The organism is Pseudomonas sp. UBA6562 (genome assembly GCF_002434265.1).
In the GTDB taxonomy this organism is placed as follows: domain Bacteria; phylum Pseudomonadota; class Gammaproteobacteria; order Pseudomonadales; family Pseudomonadaceae; genus Aquipseudomonas.
In genome coordinates this window covers 500775-517611 of sequence record NZ_DJJS01000007.1, presented here as the reverse complement: position 1 = coordinate 517611, position 16837 = coordinate 500775, and the positions used below count along the sequence as shown (strand labels likewise).

At 61.8% G+C, this 16837-nt stretch carries 12 protein-coding genes; 7 read left to right on the top strand and 5 right to left on the bottom strand.

Annotation, left to right across the window (positions count from 1 at the left end):
• Positions 1-43: 43 nt before the first annotated feature.
• A complete protein-coding gene (locus tag B4M43_RS14335; RefSeq protein ID WP_296268096.1) occupies positions 44-4174 on the bottom strand; it encodes a CheR family methyltransferase in 4131 nt (1376 codons plus the stop codon).
• 310 nt (positions 4175-4484) lie between these two features.
• Here B4M43_RS14335 and B4M43_RS14330 point away from each other — a divergent pair, with 310 nt between their 5' ends.
• The 4 genes from B4M43_RS14330 to B4M43_RS14315 all read left to right on the top strand — a co-directional run bounded on the left by B4M43_RS14330 (position 4485) and on the right by B4M43_RS14315 (position 7560).
• The gene (locus tag B4M43_RS14330; RefSeq protein WP_296268095.1) at positions 4485-4694 is read left to right on the top strand and encodes a general stress protein; all 210 of its coding nucleotides are present in this window, start codon (positions 4485-4487) and stop codon (positions 4692-4694) included.
• A 101-nt stretch (positions 4695-4795) separates the two neighbouring features.
• On the top strand, positions 4796-5968 hold the full coding sequence (locus tag B4M43_RS14325; RefSeq protein WP_296268094.1) for a zinc-dependent alcohol dehydrogenase: 1173 nt from the start codon (positions 4796-4798) through the stop codon (positions 5966-5968).
• Between the two features lie 143 nt (positions 5969-6111).
• Positions 6112-6432 (top strand): DUF6555 family protein, encoded by a 321-nt coding sequence (locus B4M43_RS14320; RefSeq protein WP_296268093.1) that lies wholly within the window; start codon positions 6112-6114, stop codon positions 6430-6432.
• A 219-nt stretch (positions 6433-6651) separates the two neighbouring features.
• A complete protein-coding gene (locus B4M43_RS14315; RefSeq protein WP_296268092.1) occupies positions 6652-7560 on the top strand; it encodes a LysR family transcriptional regulator in 909 nt (302 codons plus the stop codon).
• An 8-nt stretch (positions 7561-7568) separates the two neighbouring features.
• Here B4M43_RS14315 and B4M43_RS14310 read toward each other — a convergent pair whose 3' ends face one another.
• On the bottom strand, positions 7569-8096 hold the full coding sequence (locus B4M43_RS14310) for a DMT family transporter (protein ID WP_296268091.1): 528 nt from the start codon (positions 8094-8096) through the stop codon (positions 7569-7571).
• Between the two features lie 320 nt (positions 8097-8416).
• On the opposite strand from B4M43_RS14310, the gene B4M43_RS14305 reads away from it, so the two are divergent.
• Both B4M43_RS14305 and B4M43_RS14300 read left to right on the top strand, forming a co-directional pair.
• Positions 8417-9715: an MFS transporter gene (locus B4M43_RS14305; protein ID WP_296268090.1), complete on the top strand. Its 1299-nt coding sequence runs from the start codon at positions 8417-8419 to the stop codon at positions 9713-9715.
• Between the two features lie 17 nt (positions 9716-9732).
• Positions 9733-10512: a substrate-binding domain-containing protein gene (locus B4M43_RS14300; RefSeq protein ID WP_296268089.1), complete on the top strand. Its 780-nt coding sequence runs from the start codon at positions 9733-9735 to the stop codon at positions 10510-10512.
• On the opposite strand, the gene B4M43_RS14295 is transcribed toward B4M43_RS14300, so the two are convergent.
• On the bottom strand, positions 10498-11406 hold the full coding sequence (locus B4M43_RS14295; protein ID WP_296268088.1) for a LysR family transcriptional regulator: 909 nt from the start codon (positions 11404-11406) through the stop codon (positions 10498-10500). The two genes, B4M43_RS14300 and B4M43_RS14295, sit on opposite strands and share 15 nt — an antisense overlap.
• 332 nt (positions 11407-11738) lie before the next feature.
• On the opposite strand from B4M43_RS14295, the gene B4M43_RS14290 reads away from it, so the two are divergent.
• Complete coding sequence (locus B4M43_RS14290) at positions 11739-12143, top strand: DUF2251 domain-containing protein (RefSeq protein WP_296268087.1); 405 nt, start codon at positions 11739-11741, stop codon at positions 12141-12143.
• 1152 nt (positions 12144-13295) lie between these two features.
• Here the strand turns inward: B4M43_RS14290 and B4M43_RS14285 are convergent.
• Both B4M43_RS14285 and B4M43_RS14280 read right to left on the bottom strand, forming a co-directional pair.
• Positions 13296-14960, bottom strand: a complete 1665-nt coding sequence (locus B4M43_RS14285; protein ID WP_296268086.1) for a ShlB/FhaC/HecB family hemolysin secretion/activation protein — start codon at positions 14958-14960, stop codon at positions 13296-13298.
• Positions 14961-14973: 13 nt separating this feature from the next.
• Positions 14974-16837, bottom strand: a 1864-nt coding sequence (locus B4M43_RS14280; protein ID WP_296268085.1) for a YDG domain-containing protein, incomplete at its 5' end; no start/stop codon positions are given.

Sequence of the window (16837 nt, the reverse complement as noted above, 5' to 3'; positions counted from 1 at the left end):
CGCCGTGTAGCAGGGGCCGCCCGTGCGGCCCCGCTGCCCAGGCTCAGTAAGGTTCGCTGGCATTCAGCGACTCGATGGTGTCGATCAACTCGTCATAGCCCACCGGCTTGTTCAGGTGCCGATCGAAGCCGGACTGCCGCGATTTGTGCTGGTCCGCGCTGGCGCCATAGCCGGTCAAGGCGATCGCGGGTGTGCTGCGCAGGTTCGGCAACTTGCGCAACGCCTTGATCAGCGCATGGCCGTCCATACCGGGCATACCGATATCCGAGAGGATGATGTCGAAACTGCCCGTGCCTGCTGCCGCCAAGGCCCGGATGGGGTCACTGAACGCGGTGACCTGGGCGCTCTCCATCTCCAGCAGTTGTTGCATGACATCGAGCACATCGGGCGAATCGTCCACCAGTAGCACGTGCACGCCACTCAGGCGTCCGACCTCTTGCTCGTCAGTCACGGCTGCGGATGCCTGCTGGTCGTTGTTGCAACATTCGAGACGTACGGTGAAGGTGCAGCCTTTGCCCAAACCTGCCGAGCGGGCCACCACATTGCCTCCGTGCGCTTCGACCAGTTGGCGCACCAGCGACAGGCCAATACCCAACCCCTCGCGGCCGGGCTGTGCGACCTGCGGCTCGGCCTGGCTGAACAGCTCGAAAATGTTCTCCAGACTCTCGGGATTGAGGCCGATGCCATGGTCGATCACGTCCAGTTGCGCCCAGCCGTCGTGGCTCGACAGGGCCAAGTGGATGTCGCTGTGGGCAGGGCTGAACTTCATGGCGTTGTTGAGCAGGTTCCAGATGATCTGCTCCAGGCGCGTGTTGTCGCCGTCGACGTACACCTCGACGTCGCTGGGTGGCAGCTCAAGGACGACATTGCACGGGTACTGCTCGCTCTGCACCACGGCATGGATGCCGCGCAAGGTGGCGCACAGGTCCACCGGCTGGGTCTTGAGCTTGAGCTTGCCTGTGCGGATACGTGCCACGTCGAGCAGATCGTCGATGATCCGCGCCTGGCTGGTGACCGCTTCGCAAATCACCCCCACGGCCTTGCTTGCCGAGCTGGAACCGCTCAGCAGCGGCAGGCGACGCAGGATTTCGGCGTTGAGCTGGATCAGGTTGAGCGGGTGCTTGAGCTCATGGGACATGACCGCGAAGAACTCGTCCTTCAAATGGCTGCTGCTCTGCGATTCGGCCAGGCGCTTGCTCTGCTCGTCGTGCAGGCGCTTGTGCCCGGTCAGGTCACGGGCGATCTTCACATAGGCCAGACGGTTGCCGGCCAATTGGGTGACTTCGCCGCTGCAGTAGAAACGGCTGCCGTCTTTGCGCACGTGCCAGCGTTCGTCCTGGCCACGGCCCTGGTGCCGGGCTTCGCGCAACTCGCGCTCGGGTATGCCGTCACGGCGATCGTCCGGGGTGAAGATCAGTTCGAAATGGCGCCCGATCACTTCGTCCTTGGCATACCCGAAGATCAGCGCGGCGCCGGTGTTCCAGTCGGTGATCACACCGTGTTCGTCGAGCAGGATGATGGCGAACTCATGGGTGCTTTCGGCCACCAGACGCATGCGCTCTTCGCCCAGGCGCAGGTTCTCCTCAGCGGCACGGCTTTGGCTGATGTCGATGAAGGTCAGTACGGTGCCGTCTATATGCTGCTCGCTGGAGCGGTACGGCAACAGGCGAGCCAGGTACCAGCGCTGGTTGCGTCCGACGATCTCGCGTTCGATGGTGGTCTCGCGCTCGGCCACGGCGCGGGCGTCGTCGGCGAGCTCCGGGTATTCCAGGCGGTGGGTGATGTCGAGCAGCGAGCGCCCGGTATCGACCGGCAGCATGCTGAAGATGTCGGTGGCGCGCGGGGTGAACCAGCGGATATGCAGATTGCGGTCGACGAAGACCGTGGCGATGTCGGTAGAGGCGATCAGGTTGCTCAGGTAGTCGTTGACCTTGTCGGTTTCCTCGACCTTGGTCTTGAGCTCGTAGTTGACCGTGAGCAGTTCTTCGTTGATCGACTGCAGTTCTTCCTTGCTGGTCTCCAGCTCTTCGCTGGCCGAGCGCAGCTCTTCGTTGATGGCCTGCATTTCCTGGTTGGAGGCGGTCAGCTCTTCGCTGGAGATCTCCGATTGCTCGATGGTTTCCTGCAACTGCAAACGCGTGCGCTGCAGCTCGCCTTCGAGGGTGGCGAGGATCATGTCGTCGGTCTGCTGGATGCCGGTGGCCACCGGCACGGGGCGGTCGGGTTCGCGCTCTTCGAACACCACTAACAGGCATTCGCTGCCGCTGGGCTCGTCGGTGTGCGGCTGGACCAGGATGTCGACCTGGCTGCTGTCGAGGTTGACCGACCGCGAGGTCACGGCCTGCCCGGTATGTTGGGCTTGCAGAAGCGTACTGCGCAGGGCCGGGCGCAAGGGCGCCAGCACCAAATTGAGCAGGGTGCGGCTGAGCTCGCCGCCCATGTGCCGCAGGAAGCGCCCGGCGCCATCGCTCATGTGCAGGATATGGCCATCGGGGTCGACGATCAGGCTTGGCGGGGTACGCCGGGCCAGGGCGCGGTGGTGGATCTCGGCGTAGGACAGCTTGCGTCCCGGACGGCCCTTGGCCTTGGCCGGCTCGCTACTGGTCAGACTGTCGCTCGACGCAGGCAGCTGGCTGGAGCGCCGCGCGCGGCTTTGCACGTTGCGCGCGCGGAAGATGCGGTTGCGCTTGTCGATGGGCGTGAACAGCTCGGCGGCGACGTCGGCCGACTCGGAACTGCCGAGGAACAGGTAGCCGCCTGGCCGCAGGGCGTAGTGGAACATGCGCAGGATCTCGCGCTGCACGTCGCGGTCGAGGTAGATCAGCAGGTTGCGGCAGACCACCAGGTCCAGATGCGAGAACGGCGGGTCGGACAGCAGGTTGTGCCGGGCGAACAGCACCTTTTCGCGCACTTCCTTGCGCACCCGCAGGTGCTGGTCTTCCTTGACGAAGAACTGGCGAATGCGCGCGGGCGCGACGTCGGCGGCGATCGACTCGGTATACAGCCCGGCGCGGCCCTGGGCGATGGCGCGCTCGTCGAGGTCGGTGGCGAACACCTGCACCTTGGCACTGCGCTGCTCCATGGCCAGCTGCTCGATGACCATCATGGCCACGCTATAGGCTTCCTCGCCAGACGAGCAACCGGCCGACCAGATGCGCATCTCGTGGTGCTCGAGCGGGTCGTCGCGGTCACTGACCAGCGCCGGCAGCACGTGGCGTTCCAGTGCTTCGAAGGCTTCGCGGTCGCGGAAGAAGTTGGTCACGCCGATGAGCATGTCGGCCAGCAAGGCCTGGGCCTCTTCGGGTTCGCCTTCCAGGTAGCTCAGGTAGCCGCGCAGGTCAGTCTGGCCGGTGACGTGCAGGCGACGCTCCAGGCGACGCAATACGGTGGCGCGCTTGTAGTGGTGGAAGTCGTGACCCGTGCTGTTGTGCAACTGCGCGAGGATGTCGTCGAGCAGGGGATCGGCGCGCTCCGGGTCGGCCTGCTCGGTGCCCATGGCGGGAGGGCGTTGGTCGTCGTCGATTCTGGGCAAGTTCACCTGCCGCGCAGTGCGCCACAGCTCCATGAGTTTTTGAGGGATCTGCGCCACCGGCAGGACCATGTCCACCAGTCCGGTTTCCAGCGCAGCACGCGGCATGCCGTCGAACTCGGCATCGTCAGGGCTCTGGACCAGCGTCACACCGCCTTGTTCCTTTATTCGTGAGAGCCCCACGGCGCCGTCGCTGCCGGTGCCTGACAGCACGACGCAGAAGGCGTGCTCCTGGTGCACGTCGGCCAGGTCGCGGAAGAACAGGTCGATGGCCGTGTGCGCGCCGCCAGGCCGCTCGGCGCGGCGTACGCGCAGGTAACCGTCGTTGGTGGAAAGCCGGTTGGCGGGCGAAATCACGTAGATGTGGTTCGCCTGAATCGGCACCGGCTCGGTGACTTGGCGCACCGGCATCGACGTATGGCGCTGGATGATCAGATCGGCCTGGCTATGGTGGTCCGGCGACAGGTGCAGGACCACGACGAAGGCCATGCCGGTATCGGCCGGGGTGTGTTCGAAAAAGCTGCAGATGGCTTTCAGGCCGCCGGCCGAGGCGCCGATGCCCACCACGGGAAAGTCCAGGTGGCTGGGGCTCAGGTATTTATTCTTAGGGCCCGCAACGGTGGGCTTTGGGGAGCGTGGGGTCATCGGCAGTGCCTTGGGCGAGCGAACAGGGTCCTGGAAGCAGTCACCAGGCAAAAGGACTGCGAGTATAAGCCTGTCGCAGACGGATCGACGACAGCCGAGGGCAAACATCCGCCACAATCCAGCCTGGGACTCAAGATCTGGCAAAGGTCGCGCAGCTGCCCGTTTCGAACCACTCACGCAAGTGGCTTCGCACCGTTTGTCAGCTGGCCTTGGACGTCATGCAATCATCCTGTCCTTGTCGCGCTCACACGCTGTACAGCGTCCGCAGCCGGCCGCTGCCTTCGACCTCATAGCCAGTAGGGAGAACATCATGGCGCGCGATACCCAACAGCCCAGCCAACGTGGCGGAACTAAAGAGACCAACGCCGGCAACTTCGCCAACGACCCGGACCGCGCCGCCCGCGCAGGCCAGAAAGGCGGCAAGGTGTCGGGCGGCAATTTCGCCAACGACCCGCAGCGCGCTTCCCAAGCCGGCCGCAAGGGCGGTCAGAACAGCCATCGGGGCAGTGGTGCGCAATAGCCGCCTACGCAACGTCCGAGCCTTTGCTAGGCTGGATGGAAGACCCCACGTGGATCTGTTTCCCATGGGGTCGTTTCTTTTTCGTCTGAAGGAGAACCACGATGCTCGCATTGACCTACCAAGGCGCAGGTGAGTTGCAGTTGCTGTCGGTGCCCGACCCCGTCCTTCAGCAGGACGACGACGTGCTGGTGCGGGTAACGCTCTCGGGTATCTGCGGCTCAGACCTGCACCTGTACCACGACAAGATTCCCAGCGTTCGGAAGGGCGACATCCTCGGCCATGAGTTCATGGGCACCGTGGTCAAGGTAGGCAGCGCGGTGACGGCCGTGGCCGAAGGCGACCGGGTGGTGGTGCCGTTCATCATCGCCTGCGGCGAGTGCTACTTCTGCAAGCAACAGCTGTATGCGGCTTGCGAAACCACCAATCCCACGCCTACGGTCATTTCCGGCGAGCATCCTACCCACAGTGGCGCTGCGCTGTTCGGTTACGGACATCTATATGGTGGCGTGGCGGGCGGCCAGGCCGAATACGTGCGGGTGCCCAAGGGCAACGTCAATGCCTTCAAGGTGCCCGACGGCATCTCCGACGAGGCGGCACTGCTGCTCTCCGATACCCTGCCGACTGCTTGGCAGGCCGTGCTCAATGCCAAGGTCGGGGAGGGCTCTTCGCTGGCGATCTTCGGCGCCGGCCCGGTCGGCCTGCTGGCTGCCGAATGTGCACGCATGCTGGGCGCCGGGCAGATCTTTCTGGTCGACGAATACAGTTACCGGCTCAAGTTCGCTGCCGACACCTATGGCGTGATTCCGGTCAACTTCTATCACGACAAGGATGCGGCGCGGACCATCCTCAAACAGACCCAGGGCGAGCGCGGCGTCGATGCGGTCATCGACGCGGTGGGCTTCGAAGCCAGCGGCACCACGCTGGAGTCGGTGCTGAACATCTTCGGCTTCGAGGGCAGCAGCGGCAAGGCGCTGCGTCAGTGCATCGAGACCGTACGCCGCGGCGGCATCGTCAGCGTGGCGGGTATGTATTCGGGCTTGATGCACAGCCTGCAACTGGGTGCGGCATTCGACAAAGGGCTGTCGTTCCACATGGGCAAGACGCACGTGCACAAGCACCTGCCGGAACTGTGCGAGCATCTTCTAGCGGGCAAGCTGCATCCCGAGCGGCTGATCACCAACCGGTTGCCGCTCAAGGATGCCGTGCGCGGCTACGAGATGTACGACGAAAAACGCGAAGGTTGCTGCAAGGTCGTGCTGCAATTAGGCAATTGACCACTCCCGCGTTCAAGACCATGGCCTGACAACCGGCACATCGCCATCAGGCCTTTGGTATAGGCGCGTCGATTTCTTTTGAATTTTCCCGAACGCCGTCGATCAACCACACGTCATCCATGGAGAATTAGGAGGGCCCTTCGATGCCAGCTCCACAGCTTTACATCATCGACTACCGACTGCACGACCAAGAGCGCAGCTTCATCATCCGTTTGGAGCGCATGGACAATGCAGAGGCATGGCACTGGGCAAGCTGTGACGCCGGGATCGGGATCATTCCCAAGTTCGGTCGGGAAAAGATCCGCAAAGTCAGCCGGCCGATGGCCGAGCGCTATGGCATCACCGAGGTGCATTGGCGTTTGTCGGGTAGCCGGGAAACGCCGCCAAGCGGTCAAGCCCATGCGGCGCACAAGCGCGGTGGGGAAGACGTATCGAGCGGTGGCGAAACGACCGTTCTGGCCTGATGCCCCTGGCCTCTGCGAATATGCGCGCGTTCGGCATATTCCCTGCCTTGGCAGAGGCCTGATGTTTCATGTACTTTTCTACGGTCCCTACAGCGCTTCACGTCCCATTCTTGCCTTTCCTGCCTCGATGCATCCGATGGATATTCGTCACCGACCACACGCTGCAGCAGGGTACCCGTGCTTAACTGGTCGTTGCCCATCGCCATGCCGGTCTGACCCATGCTCGAAGCCCTGCGCAGAATCGACCTCAATCTACTCTTGACCTTGCACGCACTCCTGTTGGAGCGTCACGTCACCCGTGCGTCGGTGCGCCTGCACAAGAGCCAGCCTGCCGTGAGCCATGCGCTTGCGCAATTGCGCCGGCATTTCGACGACCCGTTGCTGATTCGCCGCGATGGCCAACTCGTGCTTACCGCCAGGGCGCAAAGCTTGCTCGATCCGCTGGAAACGGCTCTGCGTCACCTTAATGACCTGGTTGGACCATCGGCTTTCGAGCCGACGTGTTCGGTAACACGTTTTCGTCTGGGCTTGTCGGACTATGCTTCGCACCGCGTGTTGCCCAAACTGGTGCGTCACGTACGCCACCACGCGCCCGGTGTGGACCTAGCGGTGAGCCAGGCCAGCCGCGAATCGATGATGGCGCAACTGGCTGACGGTGAACTCGATGTGGCACTCGGTATTTTCCCGGAGCCTGCGCAACATATTCAGATACAGACCCTGTTCGCCGAGCATTTCGTTAGTCTGGCGGACGTGGGGACATTGCCCGACCCCGGTGGCATGACCCTCGCACAATGGCTGGAACGCCCCCACGTGATGCTTGCGCTGCGGCCGGATGCCAATGAGGAAATCGAGCGGGTGTTGGCACGCATGGGTGTGCGCCGGAGGGTGGCGGTGGCGTTGCCGCACTGGAGCGCGGCCATTGAGCTGATCGCGGGGACGGATCTGATCCTCACGGTGGCCAGCTGGTCGGTGGGCGAATTGGCCAGGTATCCCACGCTGCGTACCTTCGATCCACCGCTGGCGTTGCCGGTCTTGTCGTACCAGCAGGCCTGGCACAGCCGTCGCGAGAGCGACCCGGCCAATCGCTGGATGCGTCAGGCGATTGCCGACTGCAGCCGGGCGGATTGACGCCTGCCTCACTTGGGCGGCAGCGTCTCGGGGGCAGAGATGGTCACTAAGGTTGGGGCTGCAGGCCTGCTCGCGCCGATTTGAACCATGACCAAGCCGCAAAGGATGATCAGCATACCGGTCACCCGCAGCAGAGTGGCGGGCCTGGCAGGCAAGCCCAGCAGACCGAAATGGTCGATCAGCATGGTCGCCACAGCCTGACCCACCATGACCAACAGCATGAAATTCAGCACACCGAACCTGGGCGGCAGAACCGTAGCCATTGCCAAGTAGAAAGCACCGCCCAGGCCGCCGATCCAGAGCCACCACGGGCCCTGCACAGCGTTTGCCAGGGTAGGCGGGGACACGCGCAACACCAGCAGGGCGATCAGCAAAGCGGCCGTACTTACCAGCAGGGACACCAACGAGGCCCATAGCGGGTGCCCCAGTTCACGTCCCAGCGCAGCGTTGCTCGAAGCCTGTAGAGGTACCAGTGCGCCTGCACATAAGGCCAGCACCAGTGGGACGATTGCGATAAGGGACAGTTTGCCGAACATCTTCAGGCCTCCGACAGCCAGGGTGACAATGAGGCATGTTCGAATATGCGTGGTGCGAATTGAAATCGAATCGGCGCACTAGCTGTATTCGCCTAACGAATGATGGAGGCCGTCCGGACAGAAAATCATAGGGAGTGCGGGGGTAGGGGTGTGATGTAGTGGGCAGCCCTTGAGTACAGAATCCTCCCTGAATCCAACACCCATTGATAATAGGTTTGCATCAATCGATGAAAAACTAGCACTAATCGTTTCAAGATGTGTCATTCATACTTCCGCATCAAGCGTAACAAGCATTTCAAAAATATCGCTGGAGAATGACCATGCACGCTTCACCTTCCGCTGCGGGTTCTGCCCGATCCCGAGCCGCAGCCGTATTCCGCGTTACCTCAGGCAACTTCCTCGAACAATTCGACTTCTTCCTGTTCGGCTTCTATGCCACGCAGATCGCCACCGCGTTCTTCCCGGCCTCCAGCGAGTTCGCCTCGCTGATGATGACCTTCGCGGTGTTCGGCGCAGGGTTCCTCATGCGTCCGCTGGGTGCCGTGGTGCTGGGTTCCTATATCGACGACGTCGGCCGGCGCAAAGGCCTGATCGTCACCTTGTCGATCATGGCCAGCGGTACGCTGCTGATCGTTCTGGTGCCCGGTTACGCCAGCATCGGCCTGTGGGCACCGGCACTGGTGCTGATCGGGCGGTTGCTGCAAGGCTTCTCGGCCGGTGCGGAACTGGGCGGTGTATCGGTGTACCTGGCGGAAATGGCCACACCCGGGCGCAAAGGCTTCTATACCAGCTGGCAGTCCGGCAGCCAGCAAGTGGCGATCATCGTCGCCGCCGCATTGGGCTATGGCTTGAACCAGTGGATGACGCCCGCCCAGATCACCGACGGCGGCTGGCGCATCCCGTTCGCCGTGGGCTGCATGATCATCCCGTTCATCTTCCTGCTGCGTCGCAACTTGCAGGAAACCGAAGCCTTCGCCAAGCGCACCCACCGCCCGACCATGAAGCAGGTGATGGCGACCTTGGCCAGCAACTGGAGCATCGTGCTGGCCGGCATGCTCATGGTAGCGATGACCACCAGCGCCTTCTACCTGATCACCGTGTACGCGCCGACCTTCGGCAAGACCGTACTCAACCTCAGCACCACCGATGCCTTGCTGGTGACGTTGCTGGTCGGCGTCTCGAACTTCTTCTGGTTGCCCATCGGCGGCATGCTCAGCGACCGCGTCGGCCGCAAACCGATGTTGGTGGCCATGACCGTGATGACCGTGCTCACCGCCTACCCGGCGCTGTCGTACCTGGCCCAAGCCGCAAGCTTCGCGCACATGCTCGAAGTGCTGCTGTGGTTCTCGTTCCTGTATGCGATGTACAACGGCGCGATGATTCCGGCACTCACCGAAATCATGCCGCCGGAAGTGAAGGTGGCTGGCTTCTCTCTGGCCTACAGCCTGGCCACGGCACTGTTCGGCGGCTTCACTCCGGCCATGTCGACCTGGCTGATCCACCTGACCGGCGACAAGGCAGCGCCTGCCTATTGGGTGACCTTCGCCGCCGCCTGCGCCTTGTGCGCCACGTTGGTGCTGTACCGTCGTCTGGCCGCGCAACCCCGTCTCGCCGTTTGATCATCAGGAAAACCGTTATGCACGCACTGCACAAAACCTCACTGGCCACACTGTTTCTGGCCTGCGCGGCGCTCGCCGGTACGGCCCAGGCCGAATCGCTGAACGTCATGACTTCCGGGGGGTTCTCTGCCGCCTACCAGCGCCTGGGGCCGGAATACACCAAGCTGTCGGGTGACACCCTGACCACCATTTCCGGGCCTTCCATGGGCCAGGCCGCCGAGGCGATCCCCAACCGGCTGGCCCGTGGCGAGCACGCCGATGTGGTGATCATGGTTGGCTATGCGCTGGACGAGCTGATCAAGCAAGGCAAGGTCGATCCTGCTTCGCGGGTGGAACTGGCTGACTCGCGTATCGGCATGTCGGTCAAGGCCGGGACGCCCAAGCCGTCGATCGCTACCGATGCCGAGCTCAAGCAAGTGTTGCTCGGTGCTAAATCGGTCGCCTATTCGGACAGCGCCAGCGGCGTGTACATCGAGAAGGAGCTGTTCAAGAAATTGGGCATCGAGGCGCAACTCAAGCCCAAGAGCAAGATGATCGAGCGTACGCCGGTGGGTTCGGTGGTCGCGAAGGGCGATTATCAGCTCGGTTTCCAGCAGGTTGCGGAATTGCTGCCGGTGGAAGGTGCCGAGTTCGTCAGCAAGATCCCTGAAGACCTGCAATCGGTGACCCGCTTCGCGGCCGGTATCCCGGTCAATGCCGACCACCCCAAAGAGGCCAAGGCACTGCTCGATTACCTGGCGTCGCCTGCCGTACAGCCGACCGTGCAAGCCACTGGCCTGGACTCAGTCCCCCGCTGAGACAGGTTGCATCGCACGGATCCGCGTTTCCAGCTCCAACGCCGCCGGGGTCAGGGTTCGACCCCGGCGCTTGATCACGCCCACATCGCGATATACCTCCGGCTCCACCAGCGGCACGCTCACCAGCATCGGATGATCGCCGATGGGCATGGCGATGGAGGGCACCGCTGCCACGCCAAGACCCGCTTCGACCAAGCCCAGCATGGTGGTGACGTGCCGCGTCATGCACACGCAAGGGCGGGCAGGGCGCAGGGTTGAGAGCGCCTGATCGAGCAGCAGGCGGTTGCCGGAGGTGTTGTCCAGACCGATGTAGTCGTGGGTGAACATCTCTTCCCAGGTGACGCTGCCGTAGTCCGCCAAGGCGTGGTCCTTGCGGCAGGCCAACACGTAGCGCTCGCGCAGCAGGCGTTCGAACTCCAGCTCCGGTGCCAGGTTGCCGGTGAAACTCAAACCGAAATCCGCTTCGCCGAAGGCCACGGCCGTGTTGACGTCGTTGGCACTGGCATCGAAGACGCGCACGTTGATGTTGGGGTAGGTGCGGTGGAAAGCGCTGATCACCGTGGGCATGAAGTAGTAGGCGGTGGAGGGCACGCAGGCGATGGTGACCTTGCCGGTCATCATGAAGCTGCTGTCGCCTAGGGTCATGAGGGCAGTATCGACCTCATCGAGAATGCGCTCGGCACGTGGCAGGAAGGCGCGGCCGACGCTGGTCAGATCGACTCGGCGGGTGGTGCGCACCAGGAGCTTAACGTTGAGGGCGGTTTCCAGCTTTTCGATACGCCGGCTCAGCGCCGGTTGGGTGATGGAGATCGCCTCGGCGGCCTTGCGGAAACTGCCGTGTTCGACGACGGCGCGGAAGGCCAGGAGGTCGTTCAGATCGAAATTGAGGGACATGGGGGCAGTCGCATGCTGAAGGCTTGAGGATGGGGGGGTGACTTTACGTGAGTTGTTCGGACTGGGCCAATGTGAAGCGGCATTGCTTAGGCCTGCAATGGTAGGTGTTTGGATAAAAGGTTAGGGTGATAGGTGAAACTCAGATGTACTGTGGAGCAACAATAAGTTAATTCGACTAAATGAATATTTAGTTGAGTTATCCATGGATGGCCCCTATGCGCAGGGGAGTGAAACCAGCGATGGCTAGAGATCCGGTCTAGCCGCGAACAGCTTCAATCAACCGTTCATGGATAGCCGAAATGCCCTCAAACTACTGAAAAAGAAGGCTGTACATGCCAATTTACCTAGCTGCCGACATCGAACTGCGGCCCGGCACCGGTTTGGTAATAGAAGCTCCATCGCACGAAGGCCCGAATGTAGTGGTATTCGAAGACGACGGGGAAACCGGTTATTTCTATGCACTCGACATCGCCAACGGCGACAACCCCATACAGGATGCCTTACACATCTACGACGTACAGCAGATTTCAGACCGCGACAAGCCTTCAAACCTGCGCGTGGGTTGGTCGAAAGACCATGAGAAAGCCGTGCTATTGATCAACGATTACCCCCATGCAGTGTTCGATTTTGAGGCAAAGCGCGGGTATTGCCGTAGTGGATTTCCTGAATCTTCGGGCACGTCCTGGTCCGAGTCTGGACATCAATGGGCGGATGATGCGTTGGGTTTGTTCGAGTAGGTCTATCGGTTGTATGCCTTCTACATGCAGTAGGCATCCGACATGCGATATGAGGACTGGATAGCTCACGCTAACAAGGCGCTTGACTTGGGTTGAGCGGCCTAGCCCGAGGCCTGATCGGCATAAGGATCGCTCGATGAGCCTGGACTCTTGAACTTCGCCTGTCCTGATAACTGACTTGTTTTGCATGTTGCGCCGGTGACCTAACTGCTTTAGCCCAATCGCCAACGCGTGCAGCACTAGAATCGTGTTTGAGTCTGCGCACCTGGGTGGACGTGTTTGTGCTTGAACGAATGGCGGGTTGTATCGGGTGACGTTGGGAATTTGGAAGCAGTGAGTCGTTTGGGATTAGACAAACAGTCTTGAGGTAGCCGAAGCGCTTGATGACCATGGCACGTGTAGGAATGAGCGATTCTTCAGTTTGAACAGATCTAGGATCTGTATGGGTGTTTTTACAGAGATGACACGGGTGCCAGTTGATCTCTGGGCTTTCACGGTCTACCCATACCCACATTGAAGCACAATCGCCGGATGCGCATAATGTGCATTATGTTAAATTAAGCATTATCTTGCTCTTTCCCTTCGGTTATTCAGCCCCAGACTCCACAACCTGATGCCTGCATTGAATTGAGCTTCGATAAAGCCAAAGATCGCCTGACCTCAGTTGGCAACATGATCAATCCCAGGCTTAGCGCACTGAATGCACTGGATGGATTGAAGCTGCTCGACGAACCCTGACTCTTTAACGTCCAAGGCAGCCACAAGCGAATGCTGATCAGTGAATGACGATCGCAGACAAATCCAAAGCCATGATCACCGGCAAACTCCGGAGCTCGATGACTCTTGGCTATTTTCAGGATTCAGGGCGACAAAGTGTCCGTTGATGGCGTTGCTGTATCGATCAAGCAGACCGAATGGTTGAGCGAGCGACTTCACGCGCCCACGCGCCTGGGTAGCGTACCGAGATTTTCGAACCGGCGATGAGCAGTCACGATTTCCCCGAAGCACAGGCTATGGCTTGCAGTACCGCCACACCAGACCTGGCGTGGCGGTTCGATCTCGAGCATCCGGATTCGAGCGAGTCGCAACCGTATATTCACATCACACCGTCTCTGATACTGCAACTGAACCCCTGATACCCCCAAATCCCACTCAAAACGCCTTGCTCAACGTCGCCCAAGCCCGCACCGTAGACTGGCTACCCGCCACCGAAGGCTCGTCGCCCACCGGAGTCGCCAATGAGGCCGACGCGCGCCATTGCTGCGGTCCGCTCCAGTTCAGGCCGACACCAGCACCGGACAACGTCGCGCTGTTGTCCGTCACGCCAATAGGACGACGGTTGATCTTCACGTAGGCGCTGTCGAAGAAGCCAATCGCCTGCCAGCGCCCTGCCCATCCCGTCCCAAGGTCGTGACGCAATTCGAGCGTGCCCGCATAGCCAATATCGCCCGACAGCACGCCAACGTCATAGGCACGGACACTGTAGGGCCCACCGACGGTGACTTTCTCGGCGGAATCCAGGTTCACGTCGCTCCACTGAGCGGCCAGGCTCAGGTAGATCGCATCGGCCGGCGTCAGGCCCTGCAGGCGGGAGAAGTTGGCGTTGAGCTTGGAAAAGCCTCCTTCGGCTTGGCTCGTGACCGGTCCGCTCTTGACGTTCACCCGGCCGCTGGTCAGGCCGATGCTCCAGGCGCTGATCGCGCCGCCCAGAAAGTCGTCGCGGACATCGCCGTTGAGGCTGAGCACCCAGTTGTTCAGGTCGCGATCGTTACTGAGGTCGGTGGCATCGATGTCGTCGCGCAGGCGCTTGTTGTCGAATTGCGCCTGGGCATAGAGGTTGGCGTTTCGACTGCGCAGCAACGGTTGGCTGAGCCAGACACTGGCCAATTCAGCAGTGCCGTTGGCGTCCAGGTCGCTGAAACTGTCGCCGAGCCTGTAGTTCAAGTGCGAGTAGGCAGCGCCAGCCCGAGTGCCCGCGCCGTTGAGCAGTGCCTCATAAGACAGGCGCCCGAAGTTCATGCCGCTGCCGGACGTCACCAGGGTAGTCGTGAAGACATCGCCAAGGTGCAGCGGATTGAGCAGCGTCAGGTTGGCCGACAGACGTTCGCGGCCGATGTAGCGGTTGCCGAAATTGTCCACGGCGACGGTGGCCAGCGGCACCGGGTTGTCGACTGTAGCGACGTCCAAGTCGGACGTCCCTACGGCAGCGCCCGGCTTGAGTGTTGCCGCCACGCCGACACCTGGAATGTCAGACAACAGCAAAAGGCTGCGATTGAGGGACGCGTCATCGATGACCGCCCCACTGCGCAGCGGAGCCAAAGTGGAATCGAGCAAGCCGTCGCGCACGTCGCTTCGGTTGTTCAGTTGCACTTGGCCATAGCGCGCTTCGACCACCAGGATTTTCACGGCGCCTTCGCTGACCGTCTGGGCGGGAATGATGGCCCGAGCCAGGGGATATCCCTGCTGCTGGTAGAAAGCTGTGATGCGGCCGGCCAACGCGTCGATCTGCGACAGCGTCATCGGCCTGCCCTCCTCCTGTGCGACCAAGCCGTGCAGCTCATCGACAGAAAAGAGGGTGTTACCGGTGATGAGCAGCTTGTTCACCAGAAACGGCGGCGACTCGGGCAGCGGCGCCTGACCACCCGACTGCACCTCTACCGCCGGCGCCGCCGAGGGCGACGGGGATGGCAGGCTGGGTTCGACCTGCTGCAAGATCACACCCGCATCCGGCAACGTCTGCGCGACGGCCGGATGGGCGAAACAGGCCAGCGCCAGTGCAGCGGCCATGGGACTGTGTAGGAATGGCGATACGGTCATTTTTTTCATTGGATTATCGCTTTTCACTGGCGGCGAATGGCGGCAATTGCACACCACCGTTCTGGATGGTCAGTAGAGGCGCAGGGGCTGCGAACGCGGGCGTAGCCTCAAGGAGGACGTCGTCGCGGTCGCCCTCCCCGCTACGTGGCTCGTCGCCGACCTGCTGAACGTTGCGTACGTCGAGGGTCGAAGAGAAACTAAGCGCCCTGGGCTGCACTTTCGCCTGCGGGGCGAGGATGAACGACTGCACCTGGGCAACCGCGTCCTGTACCGTCAGCACCGGTTCGATCGGCAAAGGCGATACGATGGGCAGCGCTAGAATGTCAGCCAATGCCGTGGTCTGGCCGGCCAGCAGGTAGTTACGGCTGTCGGCGCCTAGCAGTTCGTTGCTCAGCGTGACCGTTTTACCGGTGCCCACGGAGGCGTCGGCGAAGGTACCTGCCGAGGCCAGCTTCACGTCGTCTCCCGCAACGAGCCCATTCAGGCGTGCGCCACTGGCGTCGACCGCTGCCGCCCTGCCCCCGTCGAAGAGCTTGGAGCTGGCGCTGATGCCCGACACCATGAGACTGGCCGGGGTGACGTCCGCCGAAAGGCCCATGGGTAACACAAGCATGTAGTTCTCTGCGTCAGCGCCGGTGAGGCCGAAGCCGTCGACCCTGACGGCCTTGCCCGCACCAACGTTCTTGTCGGCGAACGCAGCGGTCCCTGGGCCGCTGAGGAAAACGCTGTCGTTACCCAATGGGTTGATCGACGCGGCGCCGATCAAGGTCGCAGCTGTCGTGCCATCGTAGATTTTGTTGGCGGCGGCGAGGCCTGAGAGGTCCAGTGCGGCTTTGCGGATGTCGGCAGTAAGCGCGGTCGGCTGCACCAAGTTGTAGTTGACGGCATCGGCACCGCTTAACGAGTAGCCCGAAACCGTAACCGCTTTCCCCACCCCAACCTGCTTGTCGGCAAAGTTGCCGCTGGCATTTCCGCTCAGGGTAACGGAATCGCCCGCCAGGGCCGAGACGCTGGCCGTCCCGCTCAACGTGGCGGCGGTGGTGCCGTCGTAGACTTTGCCGTTGGCGCTGAGCCCGGCCAAGGCCAAGTCGGCTCTGGCAATGGTGGCGGTCAGCCCGGCGGGTTGGATCAGCGTGTAGTTACCGGCGTCGGCACCTGCAAGGGTGTATCCACTGACCAGCACGGACTTACCCGTGCCCGCCTGTTTGTCGATGAACGCACCCACGCCGGAACCATCCACACGCAGCACGTCGTTGCCAAATCCTGTGACCAAAGCGTTGCCCGTCAAGGCCGCAAGCGTGGTGCCGTCGTAGGTCTTATCCCTCGCAGTGACGCCTGTGACTGCCAGACTCGCTCTGCTGATCGAAGCGCTGAGGCCGATCGGTTGGACGAGGTTGTAGTTGCCGGCGTCGCTTCCGGTCAGGGTATAGCCACTGGCCGTTACGGTCTTGCCCGTACCGGCATTCTTGTCCGCGAAGGCGGCGATGCCGGTATTGCTTAGCGACACGGCGTCGTTACCGAACGCATTGACCTGCGCGGTGCCGTTTAGAGTCGCTGCAGTAGTGCCGTCATAGACCTTGTCGGCAGCGGCAACCCCAGTGACCGCCAGAGTCGCTCTGCTAATCGAAGCGCTGAGGCCGACCGGTTGGACGAGGTCGTAGTTGCCCGCATCGCTTCCGCTTAGAGTGTAGCCACTGGCCGTGACGGCCTTGCCCGTGCCGGCATTTTTGTCGACAAAGGCGGCGGTGCCGGTACCGCTTAGCACCACGGCGTCGTTGCCGAACGCATTGACCTGCGCGGTGCCGTTCAAGGTTGCCGCAGTGGTGCCGTCATAAACCTTATCGGCAGCGGCTATACCAGTGACCGCCAGATTGGCT